Consider the following 17,718-nt stretch of genomic DNA (forward strand, 5'->3'; position numbering starts at 1 on the left):
TGACCTCAGAAGTCAGTCCGCAGGGTCACTTCGAACTTCTGTTCTTCGTCGTAGTCTTCTTTTTTCAACGCTTTAGACATGTTGAATTGCAAAGGACCGACCGGTGTATCCCAAAAGAGCGAGACCCCGATCACATGGCGGAACGACCCTGATTCACCAACGATGGACGACCCTGTGGGGATCTCTACATCATCCAGGTTCCAGACATTACCGACGTCATAGAAAACGCCGCCGCTGATCCCGTATTCCTCGGGCAGCCCCAGTGGGAATTCCGCCTCTAAGCTACCGACGACAAACAGGTTACCGCCAATCGAATCGTCCGACCCGTTGCTTTGATCACGCGGGCCGATGCCGCCTGTTTCAAAACCACGCATGATCGACGGACCAATCACAAAACGGTCTGACACGCGGTTGTTGCCTTCGCTCCATGCCAGTGCGCCACCTTGCAGCGTGGCGCGCAATGTCACCTCTTCGTTGAAGATGCGTTTTTCGCCGATGGCCTTGGCTGTGGTTTTTACAAACTTGGTGTCACCACCGATGCCTGCAAAATCCTGACCGAACTGCAGCAAAACGCCCGAGGTCGGGTCCAAACCGGCGCGACGGGTATCATAGTTGTAGTTATAGCCGACCGAAGACGTCACCTGACGGCCCGCCGCAATGTCATTTGCAACAACAAAACCCGTAGTGGTGTCGTCACGCGCGGACATCTCGAGATCGTCGTAGGTATAGTTGAGCCCCAAGCGCCCGTTTTCACTGACGGGGAAAGACAGCGTTGGCTGCACAACGATACGCTCTGTGTCGAATGAGTTATAGGACGAGCTGGTTTCGGCATAATCGAGGTTCAGCCCGAATGCGACGTCGCGACCTAGCAGGCTGGGTTCTACAAAGCTGAACCCATAGCGCTGCGCGGCTTCGGCGGTGCTTACGGTGAGCTTCAGTTTTTGGCCGCGCCCAAGGAAGTTATCCTCCGCAAAGCTAACCGCGATACCGATCCCGTCGCTGGACGAGAATGAACCACCGAAATTCAGCGAGCCTGTAGGCTGTTCAACGACATTCACGTCGACCACGACCTGTTCGGGGGAAGACCCCTCGCGGGCGTTGACTTCGGCACCTTCGAAATAGCCAAGAGCACGGATACGCTCGGCGCTTTCACGGATCTCGCGTGGGTTGAACGGGTCGCCCTCAACGCTGTCAAACTGTCGGCGAATAACACGGTCAAGCGTGGTGGTGTTGCCTTCGATATCGATCCGTTCAACAAAAACGCGTGGACCCCGCGAAATGCGGTATTCGACGTTCAACGTAAGATCGCGATCGTTGCGGGTGATCACAGGTTCGACACGAAGAAAGTCGACGCCATCGCGAATGGCTTTGCGTTCCATCCGCGCGATGTCGGTTTCCACCAGCGACGGTGAATAAACGGCACCCGATTTGGTTTTGACCACACCACGGTAGTCATCCGCATTCACGCCATTGATTGTCGAGGTAACGGTGAGTTCGCCAAATTTGAACTGCTGCCCCTCTTGGACATTGAACTGTACGAAATACCCGTCACGCTCTTGGGTAAGCTGCGCGTTCGCCGCGGCAATACGCATATCGACATAGCCGCGTGACAAATAGAAATCACGTAGCATCTGCTGGTCAGCTTCGATGCGTTCGGGAACAAATGTATCACGTTTGATCAGACGACGGAAAAGGCCGGCCTGCTTGGTCCCCAGAACACGGCGCAGACGCCGGTCGGAATACTCGCGGTTGCCAACAAAGCTAAGACGCTCGATCTCGACGTTGTCACCTTCGAAGACTTCGAAAACCAGATCGACGCGGTTCTGGTCGCGCTTGATGACCTTGGGCTGAACACGGGCAGCAATGCGGCCGTCGTTGCTATAGGCTTGGGCAATGGCGTTTGCGTCTTTTTCCGCTTGGGTCGGATTGAAGACACGGCGTTCGTCTGAATCGACAACCGATGCCAGCGCTTCGTCGTCGATACGCGCGTTGCCTTCAAAGCTGATGCGGTTGATCGTGGGGAATTCCACCACGGTGATGACCAGCGTGCCGCCCCGAGGTTCGATGGCGACGCTTTCGAACAGGCCGGACGCCTGCAATTTCTGATAAGCGTCGTTTAATTCACCCGCGCTAATGGCGCGTCCGCGTGCGATTCCGGCCTGACCAAGAATGGCGCTGTCACCGATGCGTTCGTTGCCGTCGATCTGAACCGTATTAAACTGATAGCTCTGCGCATCGGCATGTGGCGCTGGCACCAGCCAAGCGACTGATAACATTACGCAAAACGAAGCACCCCGAAGGGATTTCGCAAAAGGAGTGAAAACCGCTGTCTCAGTGGGTTTATTCCACCTGTCGTTGTGCATCATCTGCCCTACCCGCTGTCAAAAAACTCTTTCGTACTGACTAGACAGGTTAAGACGCATTGTCAAAACGAAGAGGCCGCCAGACACCTATATAGAGTGTCCGACGGCCTATTTAATCACGATACAGTGCGGCGGCGCCCATCAGCAGCGCGTTTAAGACGCCTTATGCGCCAACCCATGCGCCCGCGGTCAACGCAATCAGCAAAAATCCGAAATACAAAGCACGGTCCCAGTTCAGGTCCATCAACAAGCTCAGTCCGCGATAGTTTGTTTTAAGTGCCATCATAATCTTACCCCTTATTACCCTAGGGCTAAAGATGACAAAGGATTACGGCACAGCTTGGGCCAAATGTGGCAAAAGTAAGATTTTCGCCTCTTTTACCGCCGCATATCGGCAAATTATCGCTTACGGGCAGAACAGGTCATTCCCCAATGCGAATACCATCAGTCCAAGCACCAGTGTCAAACCAATGGTCATCAGCACACGCAGGGCACCATCGCTTGGGGGTTTGCCGGTGACTGCCTCGTAGGCGTAAAACACCAGATGTCCGCCGTCCAACGCAGGGATCGGAAAGAGGTTCAACAACCCCACTGCCGTCGACAGCACGGCGATGAAATAGATAAAGCTTTGTGCCCCTTGCGATGCCATCGCCCCCGATGTCTGCGCAATGCCGACCGGCCCGCTAAGATTACAGGTGCTGATATTGCCCACGATCATGTGTTTGAGGCCCGACAGCGATCCATTGATGATCCGGCCCGTGTTTTCCACCCCGCCCCAAAGCGCGGAAAGGACGCCGGGATTAGTGGTGGCTGTATCAAAGGCGGTGCCACCGACGATACCAATGCGCATCTGCGACTTAAAGCTGCCGTCGGGCTGGGGCTCGTCCGTCACTTTGGGACGCAGCGTTATGTCGAGCATTTGCCCATCGCGCCAGATGTCAAGCTCAAGCGGCGCACCGTCCGAGGCTTCGACCGCGGTCTTCAACTGGCGGAACGCGAAGATTCCGGCCCCGTCGACCGCTGTGATCACGTCACCGCTTTTTAGGCCAGCCTCGTAGGCGGCGGATTGCGGCATGACCTGCTTTATCAGGGACGGCATGACATAAGGCCCGTCCACGGTCACCACCGCGCCCTCGCGATTGACTTCGTAAGGCAGCGGCTGGCTAAGCGGGATGCTAGCAAAAGCGTCGGCATAGGCGGTCGCGTCTGTTATCGGCGGTAGGGCCACCCCCCCGATAGAGACAATCTCGTCGCCTGTGGCCAGATCATTCTGTTCAAACGGGAGCGGGTACAATTCACCGACGGTCATGGGGTCGCGAGGCACGCCCACCGACAGCCCGATGGCTGCAAATACTAGAATGGACAGGGCAAAGTTGAACACCGGCCCCGCCGCAACCGTTGCTGCACGGGCCCACAGCGGCGCGCCATGCATTGTTGCGCGCAAGCGCTTGGGGTCGGTCTCGGCTGCTTCCATTGCGGCGACGTCCTTTCCCGATGCAGCATCCGCATCCCCCGCAAACTTAACATAGCCGCCAAAGGGCAGCGCCGCAATCTGCCAACGTGTGCCGCGTTTATCGACGCGACTATACAGCACCGGCCCGAACCCGAGAGAGAAGACGTCAGCATGGATACCCGACCAGCGACCAACGATATAATGGCCGTACTCATGAATCGCGACGATCACCGATAGGGCGATAACAAAGGCCAGAAGCGTCCAGATCAGCCCGCCAAACTGCGGAATCAATGCGAAAATATCCAAAACTCTACCCTGCCCTTTTTGTTATTGCGGCCCATGCGGCCTGTCTTGCCAGATGGTCCACTTGGGCCACGTTATCAAGAGTGATGGCCGCGTCGATCACCCCATTGTCAGGGAAAAGTGTTTCCATTGTGTCTTCGACAATCTGTGCCATTTGCGGAAAACGCAGTTTGCCGTCTACAAAGCCATCCAGCGCCACTTCTTTAGCGGCGTTGAACACCGCACCGGCCATTCCGCCACGCGCCATCACCTCCCGCGCGAGGCGCAAAGCTGGCCAGCGGGTGTCGTCGGGCGCACGGAACTCAAAACTGCCGATTTTGGCAAGGTCCAGCCGCTCGACCGGCAGATGTGTGCGGCTCGGGTGGTGGAGGGCAAAACCGATGGCATGGCGCATGTCCGGCGGGCCGATATGCGCCATCAACGCGCCATCGTTAAACCCTACAAGCGCGTGGATCATCGACTGCGGATGCACCAAGACTTCGATTTGCTCCGGTGAGACTCCGAAATATTCACGCGTTTCAATGACTTCCATGGCTTTGTTAAACATGGATGCACTGTCGATCGTGATCCGCTGCCCCATATCCCAATTCGGATGGCTAGAGGCCTGCTCTAGCGTCGCATCAGCGAGCTTTTCCAACGGCCAGTCGCGGAACGCCCCCCCGCTGGCGGTGATGATGATCCGCTCGACCGCCGTCATGTCCTCGCCAATCAAGGCCTGAAAGACAGCGGAATGTTCGCTATCCACCGGCAACATGGTCGCGCTGTGGGCAGCAGCGGTTTCCAGCATTAGCTGACCGGCACAGACCAGCGATTCCTTATTGGCCAATGCCAGTGTTGCGCCTTGCTTCAGCGCGGCGACCCCTGGTGCAAGTCCGGCGGCCCCGATGATTGCAGACATAACCCAATCGGCGGGTCGTGTGGCGGCATCATTGATCGCTTGGGTCCCGGCGGCGGCCTCTATCCCGGTGCCAGCCAGTGCGTCGCGCAGGTCTTCCAAAAGGTGGTCATGGGCAGTGACCGCAATTTTCGCGTTCAACCGCTGCGCATCCTTTGCCAGTTGCGCAATGTTGTTTGCCCCCGTCAGTGCCACGACCTCATAGGTATCGGGCGCACGCGCAATCAGATCAATGGTGTTCTGCCCGATAGAGCCGGTAGCCCCGAAAATGCTAATCTTCTTCATGCGGTGCGGATCAGCTGAGCGCGGGTGTAATAGTTAGGAATTGGCCGATGATCAGCAGAAAAAGTGCTGCGCCCAACATGCCGTCGAACCGGTCCAGCAGCCCACCGTGACCCGGGATCAGGTTAGAGCTGTCCTTGACGCCCAAGCGACGTTTCATACCGGATTCAGCAATATCGCCCATCTGCGACGCCATCGACATCGCAATCGACACGCCCACAAGCTGTAAGCCGACACCTGTATTGATCGAAAACAAGAAACCCACGGCCGCCGCGCCGATCCAGCCAGCGGCAGTGCCCGACCATGTCTTTTTAGGGCTGACCTTGGGCCAGAACTTTGGCCCGCCAATGGCGCGACCAGCGAAATAACCGACAACGTCGGTGATCACCACAACCAGCACCAGCCACATCAGCCAGCCAAAGCCATAATCATCGCGCACCTGCGTCAGGCCAAAGCCCGCCAGCATGATCATCACGGTGAAACACATAAAGATGGTGCGGTGTTTTTCGAGCTGCCCAAAGCCCACCAGCGCTGGTGCGAGCAAGACTGGCAAAGCAAACCCAACGGGCAGGTAAATGGACGCAAGCGATGCCGCCCCTACCAATAGCCCCATTTGCATGCGTGCACCGCGGTTTGACGGGTTTAACATGCCCACCAGTTCCCACGCCATCACACCGCAAATCAGTGCGACCAGAACGTGAAATACGGGCCCGCCCAGATAGATGCCGCCCAAACCGACGACGATCATCGCCAGCGCTGAACCAACGCGCGCCGTGAGGTCGGACCAACGCTCCGATGAAGGTGTCGTCATAGTGATTTCCTTTCGTCGTGCGATCATGAGGACACAGCGCCAAAGCGCCGGTCGCGATTGCCGTAGGCCGCGCAAAGATGTCCGAACTCCGCCTTGGTAAAGTCCGGCCAAAGCGTATCAATGAATTCATATTCAGCATACGCCGATTGCCACAGCAGAAAATTCGAAATGCGCGCCTCGCCACTGGTGCGGATCACCAGATCGGGGTCCGGCAACACGTGGGTATCCAGATAGCGTGGCAGCGTTTCTTCGTCTACGTCATCGGGGTGTAGCAGGCCCGACGCCACATCCTGCGCCAGACGCTGCGTGGCCCGCGCGACCTCGTCGCGGCCACCGTAGTTCAGGGCAATTGTCAAATGGGTCAACGTATTTTCAGCAGTTTCCGCTTCGAGCATGTTCATCAGCTTAACCAGCTTGGCGTCCAGACGCACACGGTCCCCGATAAAGCGCACCCGCACACCCTTGGCCTTTAACGCTCTGGTTTCTTTGGTAATATAACGGCGAAACAGGCTCATGAGGCCCGCAACTTCGACTTGTGTCCGCTTCCAATTTTCAGTCGAAAACGCAAAGATCGTCAGATATTCGACGCCGAAATCGGGGCAGGCCTCGACGATCTCTCGCACACGTTTGGCGCCGGCGTGATGCCCGAACAGACGTGGACGCCCCCGCTGGGTTGCCCAACGGCCATTTCCGTCCATGATGATTGCAACATGGCGCGGTGCCCCTGGGACAAGCTGGGTGGTCTGGTCGGTCGCAGCAGGCATCATGTATCCTTATCGAGCAGCAGGCCGATGCGCAAAACCGAAGGCAACGCACATCGTGAGATCCGCTTAAACCTGCATGATCTCTGCTTGTTTCGTCTCAAGCTGCTCGTCGATGAGGCCGATGAACTTGTTGGTCATGTCCTGAACTTCACCTTCCCAGACTTTCTGGTCGTCTTCGGACATGCCGTCGGCCTTGGCTTTCTTGATCTGGTCCATGCCATCGCGGCGCACGTTGCGGATCGAAACGCGTGCGCTTTCGGCATATTGACCAGCAACCTTGGTCAGCTGTGTCCGGCGCTCTTCGTTCAGCTCGGGGATCGGCAGCATAATGATGGTGCCGTTCAGCTGAGGGTTGATCCCCAGACCGGATTCACGGATCGCTTTTTCGACTTTGCTGACCAGACCCTTGTCCCACACGTTGATGGTGACCATCCGGGGTTCGGGTACGTTGACGGTACCCACTTGGTTGATCGGCGTGCTGCTGCCGTAGGCATCGACCATCACCGGCTCCAGCATGGAGGCGGACGCGCGGCCTGTGCGAAGGGAGGCAAATTCGGTACGCAACGACGCAATTGCGCCGTTCATGCGCCGCTCAAGATCGTCTGTGTCCAGCATAAAATCGTCTGACATGATGTCCCCGGTGGTTTTGTAACTATCTAAATTTGAACCGATATAACGCGATCGTGCCCCTCTTGTATAGAGAGGCACGCATCTATCGCAGGTTGGGCGTTAACCCTGCACCCGTGTATACGTCCCCTCGCCCGCGAGAATCCCCTTAAACCCTCCAGGCTCGTCCAGCGAGAAGACGATGATCGGCAGGCTATTGTCGCGTGCCAAGGCGATGGCAGAGGCGTCCATTACTCCAAGGCGCTTTTGCAAGACATCGTCATAGGTCACATCGTCATAGCGCACGGCATCGGCGTGCTTCGCGGGGTCTTTATCATAGACGCCATCGACCTTAGTGCCTTTAAAAATCGCTTCGCAGGCCATTTCATTGGCGCGTAGCGTTGCGGCTGTATCGGTGGTGAAATAAGGGTTGCCAGTGCCGGCGGCAAAGATGCAAACACGCTTTTTCTCAAGGTGGCGCACAGCGCGGCGACGAATGTAGGGCTCGGCCACTTCGTTCATGGTGATCGCCGAGATAACCCGCGTGTGGATCCCCAGTTCTTCGAGCGCCGATTGCATCGCCAGCGCGTTCATCACTGTGGCCAGCATTCCCATGTAATCAGCGGTCGTGCGTTCCATCCCTTGAGCAGACCCTTGCAGACCGCGAAAGATGTTGCCGCCGCCGATGACCATACAAATTTCGACGCCAAGGTCATGAACCGATTTGACCTCGTTCGCGATGCGTTGCACCGTTGGCGGATGCAGGCCAAACCCCTGATCGCCCATCAATGCTTCGCCTGAGATTTTCAGCATAACCCGCTTGAATGTTACTTTTGACTGGCTCTCGGGCATGGGGGCACCTTTCGGGGTATGGGAGGGGTTTTCATTGCGCCGTAAAATGTCGCAAATAGCGCAAACATTCAATGCTCCGTCAGAGGTTCACGCAAAGAAATGCCAGAAGCCCCGCTATCGCGCGTTTTAGACGTCGTATCCCGCATGAACCCCGCGCAGCCTGTGCTTATCGCGGGGCCCACGGCGTCGGGTAAATCGGCGCTGGCACTGGCGATTGCGCAAGAACAAGGCGGCGTGATCGTGAACGCGGATGCCAGTCAGGTTTACGACTGCTGGCGTGTCATCTCTGCCCGCCCGCCTGCCGACGAAGAGGCGTTGGCCCCGCATCTTATGTACGGACATGTCGCGGCCCACGACCCCTATTCCGTCGGTCACTGGCTGCGTGAGGTTACCGAGGTTCTGCAGCAACCGGCACGTCCGATTATCGTGGGCGGTACCGGGCTTTACTTTGCTGCGCTGACCAAAGGACTGGTGGATATACCCCCGACCCCCGACAGCGTGCGCAAGATCGGCAACACGATGACCCGCGCGACCATGATCGACACGCTTGATGACGTGACAGCCAGCCGGATCGACCTGCAGAACCCGATGCGGGTGCAGCGCGCGTGGGAGGTGCAGCAAACCACAGGACGCGGGCTGGCCGCGTGGCAGGACGCGACGCCTCCGCCGACCTTGCCGATGGATCGATGTCAGGCCATCGCGGTCAGCGCATCGAAAGACTGGTTGAACGACAGGATCATCCGCCGTTTTGACCAAATGCTGGACCAAGGCGCTTTGGACGAGGTCGCTGCCGTACGTCCCGTCTATGACCCGACCCTGCCCGCGCATCGCGCCATTGGCGTGCCCGAGTTGATGCGCTATCTTGACGGTGCGCTGTCGCTTGAAGAGGCACGGCAAGAGGCCATCATCGCAACCCGCCAGTATGCCAAGCGGCAACGCACATGGTTGCGCCGAAACACAGCGGACTGGCTACACTATGTGCCAGGATGACACAGAGCCGTCGAACCAGCATAATTATCCTTTTCTGCCTTTATCTTTACCTATCTCTGTATAACCTTCGTATTCACTTGTCTTATGCCGCTAGGGCCATGCAATGACTGCGAACATGATCGAACTGCTGACACTCGCGCAACTGTCCCAAGGGCAAGACTGGCGCGTGCATCTGTGCCACGATCGGCCGGCAAATATACTAATCTGGATTACGCGCGGCCAAGGTCTGTTGCAGCTTGACGGGCAGCGCCGTGGCCTTGGGGCGCATAACGCCGTGTTCATCCCCGCCGGCGCGCTTTTCGCGCTTGATCTGGGGCGACAGGGTATCGGTCAGGCGGTTGTGATCCCTGAAGGCTCGGACTTACGGCTGCCGCAGATGCCACGCCATCTTCGTATACGTGATGTTCAGGCGCAGACAGAACTCACTGGCCTGATCGAGGCCGCGCAGCGCGAGCAACAAACCAAACGGCCGCTTTTCCACGACGCCCTGGAGGCGCAAGCCGCGCTTATGTCGGTCTGGTTACGGCGGCAGATATTGCAGGACGAACACATTCCCAACCGACCCAATGCAGGGGCACGGTTGAGCGCGCGATTCTGCCGGCTTGTCTCTGAACGCTATCGCAGCGGCGCGCCGATGTCGCACTACGCTGAAACGCTTGAGGTCACGCCGACTCACCTGTCTCGTGCGGTAAAATCCGCAACGGGACGAACCGCAGCAGATATACTGACCGAACGCGTCCTGCACGAGGCGCGGCACCTGCTTGGCTCAACACAACACCCCGCACAGGATATCGCGCGGCATTTGGGCTTTGGCTCGGCGGCTTATTTCACGCGCTTTATACAACAGCATACCGGCAGCACCCCATCACGACTTCGCGCAGAGACTGCTTGAGGTGATGCACGCATAGCCCGAATTCCAGTCTTTCGTCCGCTGCTCGCAGAACGGAAAAAACGGCCACCGCTCTCGCGATGGCCGTTTTCGCCTGATCGAGGCAGGGTGGCTTATTTGCTGACGCCGCTACCTGCGGTGTTCAGATTGCCGACCTGTTCGGCCACCTCATCGGCAAACCCGTTAATCATGACATCGTAGAATACACCTTCAGTTGGCGTCACTGCGACGTAGCCCTCGGGCACGACCTGATCCACCGCATAGGCTGCAATATTCACGGGGAAGCTCAACGCGCCGATCGAACCATTAGGCGATGAGATATCTACGACACCCTCAAGCTCGTTGAACTCTTGGCCGTCGTTCAGCATCGTGGCACCATCCAGCGACACTTTGCGGACGTCAATTTTGATGGTTGGGTCGCTTGCGTCATCGCTGCCCAGAACACGGGCAGCCACGGCAGCTTTCAGATCGTCGGTGATCTGTGGATAGTATTCCATCGCATTCGCGTCTTGCGCTGCGCTGATCGACGAGTCTACGTCAATTGCCGAGAAGGATACGGGCTCGTCCGCAAACGCGGCGGAGGACAGTGCGGCGAGGCTTACACCTGTCGCCAATGCGATCGATTTAACTGAGTTGAACATGCGAATGCTCCTTATCTTTCTGATGCGCGCCGATCGTAGAAGACGACCTGCTGACGCTGTGGAAAGGGAACACGGCAATTGAGAGTTAGGTTCCGATGGGCACCGCCTCGGAACGGCGAATAATAGCGCACGAGATATTTTATGCCCTATAATTCAATAACTTAGATCCCCCAATCAAAGGCCGGCAATGACCTTAACGTAGTTTTTGGTTTCGGCATAGGGCGGGATACCACCGTATTTTTTCACTGCACCGGGCCCGGCGTTGTATGCGGCCAGCGCCAAATTCCACGAGCCAAACGCCCGATACTGCCGCTTGAGGTACCGCGCCCCTCCGTCAAGGTTCTGATACGGATCGGTCGGGTCGACACGCAGATGACGCGCTGTTTCCGGCATCAGTTGTGCCAAACCAAGCGCGCCCTTGTGGGATTTTGCCGTGGGGTTCCAGCCGCTTTCTTGCTGCACAAGACGCAAGAACAGGTCTGTCGGGATACCGTGGCGCATCGCGGCTTCGCGGGCCATACCAAGGTAGACACCCTTGTACTTGCCGCGGTATTTTGGCGTATCCCATTTGGTCGGCGTTACCACGCCCTGCGGCTGAAGCCGGACCGAGGCCGCATATTGTTTCGAAGCACGCGTGTCCAAGATCTTGGTCTGGGACGCGAAAAGCTTGGTCCGGTTCTTAGAAGAAAAGACGTCAGCAGCAACCGGTGCTGGACCCACTGCAAAGCAGCACAGCGCCGCCGTTAGCAAATTTCGCATATTGTCTTTGCTCCGCGTAGCTTCAATTCCGGCAGACCATAGCAAACTCGCTCACGCGTGCCAGCTTTTTCATGATCCCGCTCACATCAGCGTGGGCAATCGGCTTCGATTATCCTGCCTCCCCCCTGTTTATCGCAAACCCTGCTAGGTATAACGTCGGCCAATCCTAGGCGCGCGCGGGATTCGCGCGTGGCTCTTAATCTTGCAGCAAATGGGGGCATCATGGCCGGCTCAGTTAATAAAGTGATCCTAATCGGCAATCTGGGACGCGATCCCGAAGTGCGCTCGTTCCAGAACGGCGGCAAAGTGTGCAACCTGCGCATCGCTACCTCCGAGACATGGAAAGACCGCAACACGGGCGAGCGTCGCGAAAAAACCGAATGGCATTCGGTTGCAATCTTTCAGGAAGGGCTTGTGCGCATCGCAGAGCAATATTTGAAAAAAGGCTCCAAGGTGTATATCGAAGGCCAGCTGCAAACCCGCAAATGGCAGGACCAGTCCGGTCAGGATAAATATAGCACCGAGGTCGTGTTGCAGGGCTTTGGCGGCACGCTGACCATGCTCGATGGCCGCGACGGTGGTGGTTCCGGTGGCGGTGGTGGCAACTATGGCGGCGGCGGTGGGGGCTATGACAGCGGCCCATCCGATCAAGGTGGCTATGGCGGCGGTTACGACAGTGGCCCATCCGGCGGCGGCAACGATGGCGGCCGCAGCTCTTCGCGCGATCTGGATGACGAAATTCCGTTCTAAGCCAATCCAGTACAAGACATAGTTAAGGCGGGGAATTCCCCGCCTTTTCTGTATCCAGACCGCAGGGTCAGCGCATCTGCACTTTGCTATCCGCGCTCGGCCAAAGCATCAGACAAAAGCCTGCGAACGGCGTCGGGCGGCACATCCGCTGTTACGAAAGCCTCGCCAATACCGCGGGCAAGAATAAAGCGGAGCTTGCCGTCGATGACCTTTTTGTCCTGCCCCATCAAATCCACCAGATGATCTGCATCGGGTAAATCGCCGTCGATATCGCGCAGGTCGGTCTTCATTCCTATTGTACGCAAGTGGGCACGCACGCGGCTGGGATCTTCTTGCGCACAAAGCCCCAATCTTGCCGAAAGCTCGAACGCCATCGCGCACCCGATGGCCACGCCCTCGCCGTGCAACAACCGGTCAGAGTAGCCCGTCGCCGCCTCTAGCGCGTGACAGAAAGTGTGACCAAGGTTCAACAGCGCGCGATCGCCGTGCTCTTTCTCGTCGCGTAGCACGATATCGGCTTTCATCTGAACCGACCGCCGCACCGCTTCGACCCTCAGCGCCATATCGCCTGCCGCCATTGCGGGGGCATTTTCTTCGAGCCAGTCAAAGAAAACGGCGTCGCCAAGCAGCCCGTATTTGACCACCTCACCATAGCCGGCAAGGAAATCACGCGTTTCTAGCGTGCCCAGAACGGCCGTATCAGCCAAAACCAGTGAGGGTTGGTGAAACGCGCCCACAAGGTTCTTGCCCTGCGACACGTTGATTCCAGTTTTGCCCCCGACAGAGCTATCGACCTGTGCCAGCAGTGATGTCGGAATTTGCACAAACCGCACGCCACGGCGCAGGATCGCGGCGGCAAAGCCGACAAGATCGCCAATCACCCCGCCGCCAAAGGCGATAACGATGTCGTTGCGTTCGACTTTCTGGTCCATCAGCCAATCGACAGTGCGGGTCAGCTCTGCCCAGCATTTTGTCTTCTCACCCGGTGGCAGCGCCAGCGCCTCTACCGTAATGCCGGCGGTCGACAGACCGGCGCGCAACGTATCAAGGTGGTGTGCTGCGACTGTCTCGTCAGTGACCACCACCACACGTCTACGCCGTAAAAGAGGCGCAATCAGTGTGCCTGCCTCGGCCAACAGATCAGGGCCGATAACCACGTCATATTCGCGACCCTCAAGGGCGACATGAACCGTTTCTCGCATCACAGCACCTCAAGTACATCTGGGCGATCCGCCAGCGCATCCACCACGCGCTGCGCCATCGCATCAATCGACAGCGCCGGTGTGCTGACGACGGTCATATCCGCAAGCCGGTAGATCGGCACGCGTTTTTCAAAAAGCTCGGTCAGGGTGCCGCGGGGGTTTGCGGTGCGCAACAGCGGGCGCGAGGTTTTATACCTCACGCGGTTCCACAGCAGGTCAAGATCAGCGTCCAGCCAGACGGACAGGCCACGCGCCGAGATATTGTCGCGGTTGGCCTCTGCCAGAAAGGCCCCGCCGCCGGTGGACAGGATACCCGGTGCCTTATCGAGTAGACGCGAGATCACTTCGGTCTCGCGCTTGCGAAAGAAGGCTTCGCCGTCGCGTTCAAAGATCTCGGGCACGGTCAGATTGGCAGCGGCTTCGATTTCGTGGTCGCTGTCCACAAACGGAACACCGAGTTTAGTGGCCAAAGCGCGACCCACCGCAGTTTTACCTGCGCCCATCATGCCGACCATGACAACCGTCTTTTTCAGGTGGTACCGGGGTGGGTTTTGCGCCGTATCGGCTGGGGATTGCTGAATTTCGCTCATTCTTGTGTGAATGACGTGATCTTGCCTAAAAGGCCATATATAGAATAGTCAAAATATGCAGAACAAAGCAGGCGGAATTCATGGGCAAACTCATCAAGTTTCTGATTTACCTCGCAATTATCGGGTTTATCGGCCTTGCGGTCTATGCCTATGTCGGGCCGTTCTTTGGCGCGGACTTTGCCCCCCCTCAGGTTGAAATCCGCGAATCCGTGACGTTGGAGCAGCAATGATCCTATTTGTCAGGCAGCTAAGCGTTTTTTGCCTGATTGCCCTGCCCCTTGGTGCCGCCGCGCAAGCCGCGCCACAGAACGCACCTGATGCGCCCCTTTCTGTGATCGACTGGCTGGGTGAACGTCCCAAACCGCCACGTCCCAGCCGCAAACCCCCTGTAAAGCCCGCAGAGGCCCCCGTAGCGCGCAGCGCGCTGCCACCCGCCGTGACCGTTGGGCCCTTGGGCAAGGGCGGACCACGTTCCATCGGACTGGTGCCAACAAAGGTCACTGGTCTGCCGCAGGATTTGTGGGTGGGCAGCACCGCCGAGGATATCGCGCATCAGCTTGACCGCTTGCCAGAGCTGCATCTGCCTGTTGCCCATTCATTGCTGTTTACCCTACTGCTTGCGCAAGCGACCGCCCCGCAAGGTGACGCAAAGCAGGGCGATACGCTCGCCCTCGCCCGCGTGCGTACCTTGATGGAGGCCGCAGCCCTTGATCCGGCAATGTCGTTGATCGAACAGGCCGGCGTCGATACCTCCGTTGCTCACTTTGATCTGTGGATACAGGTTAGCCTGTTGCTTGGCACAGAGGATCGCGCCTGTCTGCGCCTGAAAGACAAACCTTTTCTGACCACAGATTACGGCGTGCGTATCCTGTGCGCCGCGCGGTCAGGGGAATGGGACACGGCGTCGCTGACCCTGGGCTCTGCCCAAGCGCTGGCGCTGCTGCCCGAGAATGATCTGTTGCTGCTCGACCGGTTTCTCAATCCCGACCTTTACGAGGGTGCCGCGCCGTTGCCCGGCCCGCGCGAGATGACCCCGCTCAAGTTTCGTCTGCTTGAAGCTATCGGAGAGCCGCAGCCGACCCGTAATCTACCGCCCGCCTATGCCGTCGCTGATCTGCGCGACATCGCAGGGTGGAAGGCGCAGCTGGAAGCCTCTGAACGGCTGACCCGTATCGGTGCCCTGCCCGATAACCGGTTTCTGGGCATCTACACCGACCGCGAACCCGCGGCTTCTGGCGGCATCTGGGACCGTGTCGACGCCTTGCAGCGGTTCGACAGTGCCATGTCCTCCGGTAATCCAGAGGCGATTGCCAAAACCCTTCGCCCTGCGTGGCGTGCTATGCAACAGGCCGAGACGGAGGTGACATTTGCCACGCTCTATGCCGAAGGTTTGCAGGGCATGAAACTCACCGGTGCCAGTGCTGCGTTGCGCGATCGTGTCCTGCTTCTTTCGCCACTATACGAACAGGTCGCCGGGGGTGATACGCAATCGGCAGAGATCGCCTTTCTCGCGCAAATCGCACGCGGCGAAGCCCCAAGCGCTACCCCCGATATTCCCCATGCTCAGGGCATCGCGAGCGCATTCAGCACCCCCACGCCGCGCAGCGGGCTGGTTGAACTGGCGAAAAACGGTCAGCTGGGCAGTGCCATTTTGCATACAATTGCTCTTTTGGAAGACGGTGCCCGCGGGGACACGGCTGCCCTGCGCGATGCCATCTCTACCCTGCGTGCCCTAGGGCTAGAGGATGCGGCCCGCCGTGCGGCACTGCAGACGTCCTTGCTGGAACGTGAGTGATGCAAACTGACCTGCTGCATTGGATATCGACCTTTCTAGAGGCGCAAGCGGCTGAATTGGGTGCTGCAACGAATACACAGCTCGCCTATGGTCGCGACCTCAAGGATTTCGACAGTTTTCTTGCCCGCCGCTCCTTGGATTTCGCGCTTTTGGGCCGCAAGGACATCGAAGCCTATTTGATCTGGTGCGATGCGCAGGGCCTTGCCAAATCGACCCGTGCGCGACGGCTATCGGCTATCAAACAGCTGTACCGCTTTGCTTTCGAGGAAGGCTGGCGCACAGATAACCCCGCGATACAGATTGCGGGACCGGGTCAAGACAAACGCCTGCCCAAAGTGCTGTCCGAATACGAAGTCGACCTGCTGCTCGACGCGGCGCATAATTCTGGCCGGAACATGTCGGACCAGTTGCGCAACACCTGCCTGATGGAGCTTCTTTACGCCACGGGCATGCGGGTGAGCGAGCTTGTCAGCCTCAAGGCCAGCGCCGCACGGGGCGACCCGCGATTGCTGTTGATCATGGGCAAAGGTGGTAAGGAACGGTTGGTACCTCTGTCTGAACCGGCGCGACAGGCGCTTGCGGAATGGCTGGTGCAGCGCGACAAGACCGAGGAAGCGGCACATGCCAAAGGCAAGCCCGTGTCGATCTACCTCTTTCCCAGCCGTGGCAGTAGCGGATACCTGACGCGGCACCGGTTCTATCTTTTGATCAAGGAATTCGCGCTTGCCGCCGGCGTAGAGCCCTCAAAGGTCACGCCCCACACGTTGCGCCATGCTTTTGCCACCCATCTGTTGGCCAACGGCGCAGATCTACGGGCCATTCAGACCATGCTCGGCCACGCCGATGTTGCTACGACCGAAATCTACACCCACGTGCTAGAGGCGCGCCTGTCCGAGCTGGTGCTGGAAAATCACCCACTTGCCAAGGCAGCGCGGCGCAATTCGGGCGGCAAGACATCCTCAGACGGCCAATAACCTGTCAGTAGCGCACTATGATATCCTTGCGTTAAGCCAGCCTGTTCCATCGCAGACGCCGCGCCAACGTGGTCATAGTCAAGCGTGTGGAATGTGACCCGTCCCGAGTTCAATACGGCAAAACGGGTCTGCGGCGCACCGTCATTGGGCGGCATACCGATAACACCGGCGTTAATCCAAGCCCCCCGCGGGGTCTGGCGCTCAAATGGCACACCACAATGCCCTGCAATGATCCTGTCGATGGGCCCGATGCTGCGTTCAACCGCTTGCCATTCTTCGTCGAACACCGCCTCGGACGAGACTGGCCAGATAAAGCGGGCGATATCATGGTGCCCGCCGTGGATCACGGCATAGCGTTTTCCGGCGTGGACAAAACTAATGATGTCGGGCGCCTGCCCCATCCATCTGCACTGCACGTCAGAGATCCGCGCACTGGCGTAGCCGTACCAGCCGACAGACAGCAGATCACAGGCGCTGCCGTCCTCGAACCCGCAGCCACAATCCATCGCCCCGGCGGCGAGTTGCTTTTCACAGTTTCCAGCGACGACAGGCACACCGCTGGACCGCATCCTTTCGCTGACCGCATAGGCGTCAGCGCAATAGGCCACCACATCGCCGGTGCAGATCATCCGTTCCGGCCCAACCCCTAAGGCCCGCGCACGCTCAAACAGCGCCTCAAGCGCCTGCAGGTTCGAATATGGCCCGCCGAACAGCACAATCGGCCCGTTCAATTGTCCCAAATCTTGATGGTTCACCCTGCTCATCCCTTGAATGAAACCGCACACACGCCCATAACCCT

General features: G+C 58.2%; 19 protein-coding genes. 6 read left to right on the top strand and 13 right to left on the bottom strand.

The genetic code is table 11. The features are described from left to right. Positions 1-5: 5 nt before the first annotated feature. The 8 genes from bamA to pyrH form a co-directional block, all read right to left on the bottom strand. Positions 6-2,276 carry an outer membrane protein assembly factor BamA gene (bamA, locus tag GLP52_RS04630; protein ID WP_237271679.1) on the bottom strand — a complete coding sequence of 757 codons (2,271 nt, stop codon included), beginning with the start codon at positions 2,274-2,276 and terminating at the stop codon, positions 6-8. 250 nt (positions 2,277-2,526) lie between these two features. Then, entirely contained in the window at positions 2,527-2,649 is a 123-nt protein-coding gene (locus GLP52_RS19450) for a hypothetical protein (protein WP_272903347.1), read from the bottom strand. Positions 2,650-2,769: 120 nt separating this feature from the next. Further along, complete coding sequence (rseP, locus tag GLP52_RS04635; protein ID WP_237271680.1) at positions 2,770-4,122, bottom strand: RIP metalloprotease RseP; 1,353 nt, start codon at positions 4,120-4,122, stop codon at positions 2,770-2,772. 4 nt (positions 4,123-4,126) lie between these two features. After that, positions 4,127-5,299, bottom strand: coding sequence for a 1-deoxy-D-xylulose-5-phosphate reductoisomerase (dxr, locus tag GLP52_RS04640; RefSeq protein ID WP_093732183.1), 1,173 nt, complete (start codon positions 5,297-5,299; stop codon positions 4,127-4,129). 10 nt (positions 5,300-5,309) lie between these two features. Continuing rightward, positions 5,310-6,107 (bottom strand): phosphatidate cytidylyltransferase, encoded by a 798-nt coding sequence (locus GLP52_RS04645; RefSeq protein WP_093732182.1) that lies wholly within the window; start codon positions 6,105-6,107, stop codon positions 5,310-5,312. Between the two features lie 23 nt (positions 6,108-6,130). Further along, positions 6,131-6,874 (bottom strand): polyprenyl diphosphate synthase, encoded by a 744-nt coding sequence (gene uppS, locus GLP52_RS04650; RefSeq protein WP_237271681.1) that lies wholly within the window; start codon positions 6,872-6,874, stop codon positions 6,131-6,133. 63 nt (positions 6,875-6,937) lie between these two features. Further along, the gene (frr, locus tag GLP52_RS04655) at positions 6,938-7,501 is read right to left on the bottom strand and encodes a ribosome recycling factor (RefSeq protein WP_093732180.1); all 564 of its coding nucleotides are present in this window, start codon (positions 7,499-7,501) and stop codon (positions 6,938-6,940) included. Positions 7,502-7,600: 99 nt separating this feature from the next. Further along, positions 7,601-8,329, bottom strand: a complete 729-nt coding sequence (gene pyrH, locus GLP52_RS04660; protein ID WP_093732179.1) for a UMP kinase — start codon at positions 8,327-8,329, stop codon at positions 7,601-7,603. 99 nt (positions 8,330-8,428) lie between these two features. Between pyrH and miaA the strand changes: the two genes are divergently transcribed. Together miaA and GLP52_RS04670 are read left to right on the top strand one after the other, a co-directional pair. Then, complete coding sequence (gene miaA, locus GLP52_RS04665; protein WP_237271682.1) at positions 8,429-9,319, top strand: tRNA (adenosine(37)-N6)-dimethylallyltransferase MiaA; 891 nt, start codon at positions 8,429-8,431, stop codon at positions 9,317-9,319. A gap of 103 nt (positions 9,320-9,422) precedes the next feature. Then, on the top strand, positions 9,423-10,211 hold the full coding sequence (locus GLP52_RS04670; protein WP_237271683.1) for a helix-turn-helix transcriptional regulator: 789 nt from the start codon (positions 9,423-9,425) through the stop codon (positions 10,209-10,211). Between the two features lie 110 nt (positions 10,212-10,321). Here the strand turns inward: GLP52_RS04670 and GLP52_RS04675 are convergent, their stop codons facing one another. Further along, a complete protein-coding gene (locus GLP52_RS04675; RefSeq protein ID WP_237271684.1) occupies positions 10,322-10,849 on the bottom strand; it encodes a hypothetical protein in 528 nt (175 codons plus the stop codon). Positions 10,850-11,023: 174 nt separating this feature from the next. Continuing rightward, a complete protein-coding gene (locus GLP52_RS04680; protein ID WP_167354507.1) occupies positions 11,024-11,608 on the bottom strand; it encodes a lytic transglycosylase domain-containing protein in 585 nt (194 codons plus the stop codon). Between the two features lie 222 nt (positions 11,609-11,830). Here GLP52_RS04680 and GLP52_RS04685 point away from each other — a divergent pair, with 222 nt between their 5' ends. Further along, positions 11,831-12,358, top strand: coding sequence for a single-stranded DNA-binding protein (locus GLP52_RS04685; RefSeq protein ID WP_093732175.1), 528 nt, complete (start codon positions 11,831-11,833; stop codon positions 12,356-12,358). A gap of 86 nt (positions 12,359-12,444) precedes the next feature. Here GLP52_RS04685 and aroB read toward each other — a convergent pair whose 3' ends face one another. Further along, positions 12,445-13,560: a 3-dehydroquinate synthase gene (gene aroB, locus GLP52_RS04690; protein ID WP_237271685.1), complete on the bottom strand. Its 1,116-nt coding sequence runs from the start codon at positions 13,558-13,560 to the stop codon at positions 12,445-12,447. Beyond that, entirely contained in the window at positions 13,560-14,150 is a 591-nt protein-coding gene (locus GLP52_RS04695) for a shikimate kinase (protein ID WP_093732173.1), read from the bottom strand. Before GLP52_RS04695 ends, aroB begins: the two co-directional genes overlap by 1 nt. Positions 14,151-14,230: 80 nt before the next feature. On the opposite strand from GLP52_RS04695, the gene GLP52_RS04700 reads away from it, so the two are divergent. From GLP52_RS04700 to GLP52_RS04710, 3 genes are read left to right on the top strand one after another with little or no spacing between them, the layout of a single operon-like run. After that, on the top strand, positions 14,231-14,380 hold the full coding sequence (locus tag GLP52_RS04700; RefSeq protein WP_005853380.1) for a hypothetical protein: 150 nt from the start codon (positions 14,231-14,233) through the stop codon (positions 14,378-14,380). Then, complete coding sequence (locus GLP52_RS04705; protein WP_237271686.1) at positions 14,377-15,945, top strand: hypothetical protein; 1,569 nt, start codon at positions 14,377-14,379, stop codon at positions 15,943-15,945. Before GLP52_RS04700 ends, GLP52_RS04705 begins: the two co-directional genes overlap by 4 nt. Further along, a complete protein-coding gene (locus tag GLP52_RS04710; protein WP_237271687.1) occupies positions 15,945-16,919 on the top strand; it encodes a site-specific tyrosine recombinase XerD in 975 nt (324 codons plus the stop codon). The genes GLP52_RS04705 and GLP52_RS04710 overlap by 1 nt, the downstream gene beginning before the upstream one ends. Here the strand turns inward: GLP52_RS04710 and GLP52_RS04715 are convergent. After that, complete coding sequence (locus GLP52_RS04715) at positions 16,856-17,683, bottom strand: metallophosphoesterase family protein (protein ID WP_237272649.1); 828 nt, start codon at positions 17,681-17,683, stop codon at positions 16,856-16,858. The genes GLP52_RS04710 and GLP52_RS04715 overlap by 64 nt on opposite strands. Positions 17,684-17,718 lie beyond the last annotated feature (35 nt).

Origin of the sequence: Sulfitobacter sp. M22 (assembly GCF_021736025.1) — a bacterium.
Taxonomy (GTDB): Bacteria; Pseudomonadota; Alphaproteobacteria; order Rhodobacterales; family Rhodobacteraceae; genus Sulfitobacter; species Sulfitobacter litoralis.